Annotated in this window: 5 protein-coding genes; 3 read left to right on the top strand and 2 right to left on the bottom strand. The window is 64.0% G+C overall.

Annotated features, from left to right (window positions below; genetic code table 11):
* Together EN884_RS24020 and EN884_RS24015 are read right to left on the bottom strand one after the other, a co-directional pair.
* The coding region (locus tag EN884_RS24020; RefSeq protein ID WP_164895126.1) for an MFS transporter at positions 1 to 685 on the bottom strand (685 nt) is incomplete at its 3' end.
* Between the two features lie 144 nt (positions 686 to 829).
* A complete protein-coding gene (locus EN884_RS24015) occupies positions 830 to 2,005 on the bottom strand; it encodes an MFS transporter (RefSeq protein WP_027160489.1) in 1,176 nt (391 codons plus the stop codon).
* Between the two features lie 252 nt (positions 2,006 to 2,257).
* On the opposite strand from EN884_RS24015, the gene EN884_RS24010 reads away from it, so the two are divergent.
* The 3 genes from EN884_RS24010 to EN884_RS24000 all read left to right on the top strand — a co-directional run.
* Positions 2,258 to 3,835 (top strand): trimethylamine methyltransferase family protein, encoded by a 1,578-nt coding sequence (locus EN884_RS24010; protein WP_024501293.1) that lies wholly within the window; start codon positions 2,258 to 2,260, stop codon positions 3,833 to 3,835.
* A 138-nt stretch (positions 3,836 to 3,973) separates the two neighbouring features.
* Positions 3,974 to 4,459 carry a DUF559 domain-containing protein gene (locus tag EN884_RS24005; protein WP_127224122.1) on the top strand — a complete coding sequence of 162 codons (486 nt, stop codon included), beginning with the start codon at positions 3,974 to 3,976 and terminating at the stop codon, positions 4,457 to 4,459.
* Positions 4,456 to 5,479: FAD-binding oxidoreductase (locus EN884_RS24000; RefSeq protein ID WP_164749448.1), on the top strand; the 1,024-nt coding region annotated here is incomplete at its 3' end. The genes EN884_RS24005 and EN884_RS24000, both read left to right, overlap by 4 nt.

The raw sequence follows: 5,479 nt of genomic DNA, 5'->3' as shown, positions 1-5,479 counted from the left end.
CCAGCGCACCCTGTTCGAAGCCGGCGGCGACTATGACGGCGAACAAAAGCAGCCACGCCAGCGGCACGAAACCCAGGACGGAAACCTGGTGCCCGGCCTCGTCGACCTTGGGCAAACGCGGCAGCACCGAGGCCAGGCAAATGCCACACAGCACGAAGGCGAAAATGCCGACGAGGAAGGGCGGCCAGCCCTCAGTGCCGACTGCAAGCAGGCACAGTGGCCCGGTCGCGAAACCGGCCGAGATGATCGTCGAATAGACACCCATGACGCGGCCGCGTCGGGCCGGCGGTGCCAGCGCGATCACCCAGATCTCGCTCAGCACATAGAGCGGATTGGTCACGACGCCGATCAGGAAGCGCAGGGGAAACCACAAATAGACATTTTGCGTCCAGCCGATCAGCGCCAGCACGACAGCCGAAAGGGCCGCACAGGTGAGCGCGGTGCGCCCTGCCCCGAATCGGCGGGCCAGCGCCGGGATCAACGGCGATAACAGAATGAAGCCAATCGGCGTCATGGCCGCCGACAAGCCGATCATCGCTGGCGAAACGCCCTGGCGCTGCAGGATGAAACTCAGCAGCGGATAGGACAACCCTTGCGCGATGGCGAACACCGAGACGGTCGCGATCACACCGGTGATCGCCGCCCATTGCATCGTCTCGTCCTTGTTCGATTCAACCAAATTCATGTACGCACCGCTGTCGGGCTGCAGGATTAGCGATTGAGTTGCGCAGAGGTAAGCCCCTGGCGGGCGAAAACTGCTTGCTCCAGACAGTGCCTGTCAGGAGGCTGGGCCTGTCAGGAGGTTGGGCCTGTCAGGAGGTTGGGCTTATCAGGAAGCTCGGCGCATGGATGAGCGGTACAGCGCGAACATCACCAGCACCGCGTCGAGAGCGGCAATAACCACCGGCAGCCCAAGTGGGCCGATGCCTTGCATGAGCAGGCCCGCACCGGGTGGGCCGACGATGCCACCAACGCCCCACATCAGCGCAAAGGCAGCGTTGCCGGCGACCAGCACAGAGCCCTTGAACCGGCTGCCGAGTTCGACCAATGCCATGGTGTAGACGCCGTAACCGACCGCGCCCATCACCAGCAGCACCACCCAGATCAACGGCGTTGTGATCAGCAGAGGCAGCAAAAGCGCGCAAACGGTTGTTGCCAGTGCGCAGACGATGATCATGGCGCGGCCGCCAAAACGCTCCGCCAGAAGGCCGAGTGGTATCTGCAGCAGGATGTTGCCGAGGGAAAGCGCCATCACCAGCGAGGCCAGAACGGCTTCCGCCAGGCCATAGCTGGCGCCGAAGACCGGGACCAGCGCATAGGTGCTCTGCTGGACCGCCGCCGAGACAAGCACGGCAAGCAGCAGCGCCGGCGCCATTTTGGCAAACCCGACAAGGCCGCTGGCAGGCTGGCCGTCATCCTCGAAGCCGGTGAGCTTTGACGAGACGGCGTGCAGGATCACCGCGCAGAGCGCGAAGCCGGCGACGCCGACCATGAAAGGCGCCCAGCCCGACGTACCGAGCAGGGTCAGCGCGAATGGTCCGGCGGCATAACCGGCGCCCATCAGCGTGTTGAACACGCCCATCACCCGGCCGCGCCGCGACGGCGGTGCCAGCGACAGCGCCCACACCTCGCCAAGGATATAAAGCGGATTGATGACCACGCCGATGATGAAGCGGATGACGAACCACGCCACCCAGTCCTGCAGATAGCCGATGCCCAGGAAGCAGAGCGCGCCGATCAGCGAGCAGCCGACCGCCAGGTTGCGCCCGCCGACCAGCCGCACCGCCGCCGGCACGAAGGAAGCCGACAGGATCAGCCCGAGCGGCATCATCGCCGCCGACAGGCCGATCAGCGCCGGCGACATGCCTTGCTTCTGCATCAGCAATGTGAACAGCGGCGAGCTCAGCCCTTGCGCGGCGCCAAACATGGCAAGTGCCGCGGTGACGCCGGCAAGCGCTGCCCATTGCGTTCCTGCTTCGCCTTCGCTCGAGCCGGTCGCGACCATGCTGCCATCCAGATGAACTGCTGGCCATCAGGCCGGCAAGCCAAGTAGCTATCGGTTCGATCCCCGGAAGGAAAGGGCCGGCCACCGAAATCCGCTTGCTCCAACGCGGCAACCTGATCAAGCCGATGTCGCGGCCGGGCACCTGCCGTTCCGGCATGTCGCTTCCCTCGCCCTAGTGGTCGTCGCCTCCGCAATGGCCGGACAGCCGCCGGTCCATTATGCCGCCCGCTATCGCATCCCACGAGGACCATCATGACCGCCGCCCTACAACCCTCAGAACCGGCATTGGCCACCGACCGCGCCCGTCGCGGCGGCCGCGCTGGAAAGCGCGCCGGCGGCTCAGCCGCGTTCGAGCAGCCGGCTTTTCGCCAGTTGAAGAACCCGCTGGCGCCAACCAGGCTGGTGTCCGACGACGAGCTGGAATCGATTCACCTCGCTTCCCTGCGCGTGCTGCGGGAAATCGGCGTCGACGTGCTGCATGATGAGGCCCGCAGCATCATGAAGGCGCATGGCGCCGACGTGCGTGACGGCTCAGAGCGGGTGCGCTTCGACAGCGACATGATCCTCGACCTGGTGTCGCACTGCCCGTCGGAATTCACCATCCATGCCCGCAATCCTGCGCACAATGTGCGCTTCGGCGGCAACAATGTGATCGTCTCGATGATGGCGTCGGCGCCCAATTGCTCCGACATCGATCGCGGCCGCCGGCCCGGCAACCAGCAGGACTACCGCAACTTCCTCAAGCTCGCGCAGATGCACAACATTCTGAACTGCACGGGCGGCTACCCGGTCGAGCCGACCGATATCCATCCATCCGTCCGCCATCTCGAATGCATCCGCGATCTCAGCGTGCTCACCGACAAGGTGTTCCACATCTATTCGCTCGGCAAGGAGCGCAATGTCGACGGCATCGAGATCGCCAGGATCGCGCGCGGCATCAGCCACGAGCAGATGCTCGAAGAGCCGTCCGTCTTCACCATCATCAACACCAATTCGCCGCTGAAACTCGATGTGCCGATGATGGAAGGCATCATCCAGATGTCGAGCAAGGGCCAGGTCGTCGTCGTGACGCCGTTTACCCTGTCGGGTGCGATGGCGCCTGTCACCATCGCCGGCGCACTGGTGCAGCAGAACGCGGAGGCGCTTGCCGGCATCGCCTTCGCCCAGATGGTGCGCAAGGGCGCCCCCGTCGGATATGGCGGCTTCACCTCCAATGTCGACATGAAGTCCGGTTCACCGGCGTTCGGCACGCCGGAATACATGAAGGCGCAGCTCGTCGGCGGCCAGCTTGCCCGCCGCTACAACATCCCCTACCGCACCTCCAACACCTGCGCCGCCAACACGGTCGACGCGCAGGCGGCTTATGAAAGCGTGTTCTCGTTGTGGGGCGCCATCCAGGGCGGCGGCAACCTGATGATGCATGCCGCCGGCTGGCTCGAAGGCGGCCTGCGCTGCTCCTACGAGAAGACCATTCTGGACATCGACCTGCTGCAGATGGTGGCCGAATTCCTGACCCCGCTCGACCTTTCCGAAGAGGCACTCGGCTTCGACGCCATCCAGTCGGTCGGCCCCGGGGGCCATTTCTTCGGCACCCAGCACACGCAGGACCGCTACAAGACCGCCTTCTACTCGCCGATCCTCTCCGACTGGCGCAATTACGAGACCTGGGCGGAAGCCGGCTCGCCGACGGCGCTCGAAAAGGCCAACAAGGTCTGGAAGGAGCGGCTGGCGTCCTATGAGGAGCCCTACATGGACCCGGCCATCCGCGAGGAACTCAACGCCTTCGTCGCCAAGCGCCGGTCCGAAGGCGGCGCGCCGACCGATTTTTGATCGGCAGTATTGTTGATGAACGGTCGACCCCCACTCCGTCGAGCTGCGCTCGACACCTCTCCCCCGATCGACGGGGGAGAGGAAAGGCGCGAGCTTATGCACGCTGGCACCCTTCCTCTCCCTCCGGAGGGGGGAGAGGTGGCGTCGCGAAGCGGCGACGGAGTGGGGGAAGGCGCTCATGAAACCCGTAGCCGTCGCAAAACGGGCACTACCCAGCGAGCCAGAAAACTCAGGCAAGGTGACAACCAGGCCGAAGCGCTGCTTTGGCTTGAGTTAAAGGCCCGCAAGCTTGGCGGCTACAAGTTCACGCGACAGTTCTCTATCGGACCATACTACGCGGACTTCGCTTGCCGCAAAAATTGGCTTGTCGTGGAAGTCGACGGACACCAACACGCCGGCAGCTCATATGACCGCCGCCGCGACGATTTCATGCGTGCCCAGGGCTATTCGATCCTGCGTGTTTGGAACCATGACGTCCTGAAACATCGTACTCCGGCCTGTGAAACCATCCTCGCCGCGCTTGATGGCAGCCTGGCCGAGAACACGGCCGCATCCGATCTCCGCTTTGTTTTCACACCCCGCTCACCCGATTCAATCTCTTCAAACACGGACCTATCCAGATGAAATCACACGTAAAAGCGGTTGTCATCGGCGGCGGCGTCGTCGGCTGCTCGGTTCTCTACCACCTGGCCAAAGCCGGCTGGACCGACATCATGCTGATCGAGCGCTCTGAACTCACATCCGGCTCGTCCTGGCACGCGGCGGGCGGCTTCCACACGCTGAACGGCGACCCCAACGTCGCCAAGCTGCAGGCCTATACGGTGCAGCTCTACAAGGAGATCGAGGAGATATCCGGCCAGTCCTGCTCGCTGCATTTGACCGGCGGCGTGATGATGGCCGATACGCCCGAGCGCATGGACTTCCTGCGCCTTGCCCACGCCAAGGGCCGCTATCTCGGCATGGACACAGAGCTGATCACCCCTTCCGAAGCCAAGGCGATGTTCCCGCTGATGGACGAGACCAATTTCGTCGGCGCCATGTGGGATCCGGTCGAAGGCCATCTCGACCCGTCCGGCACCACCATCGCCTATTCAAAGGCGGCGAAAAAACTCGGCGCCGAGATCGTGCTGCGCAACCGCGTCGTGGAATTGACGCAGGAGGTCGACGGCACCTGGAATGTCGTCACCGAACAGGGCACGGTGAAGGCCGAGCATGTCGTCAATTGCGGCGGCCTGTGGGCGCGCGAGATCGGCCGCATGGTCGGCGTCGAACTGCCGGTTCTGGCCATGGAACATATGTATCTGCTCACCGAGCCGATGCCGGAGGTCGAGGAATTCAACAAATCGACCGGCCGCGAAATGATCGGCGTGCTCGACTTCAAGGGCGAGATCTACACCCGCCAGGAGCGCAACGGCATCCTGCTCGGCACCTACGAGAAGGCCTGCAAGCCGTGGTCGCCGGTCAACACGCCATGGGATTTCGGCCACGAATTGCTGCCGCCGGACCTCGACCGCATCGCGCCGTCGCTGGAAATCGGCTTCAAGCATTTCCCCGGCATCGAAAAGGCCGGCATCAAGCAGATCATCAACGGCCCCTTCACCTTCGCGCTGGACGGCAACCCGCTGGTCGGCCCGGTGCAGGGCC

The sequence above is a fragment of the Mesorhizobium sp. M7A.F.Ca.AU.001.01.1.1 genome, assembly GCF_004022735.1.
Taxonomy (GTDB): Bacteria; Pseudomonadota; Alphaproteobacteria; order Rhizobiales; family Rhizobiaceae; genus Mesorhizobium; species Mesorhizobium ciceri.
This window is presented reverse-complemented; position numbering and strand designations above follow the sequence as displayed.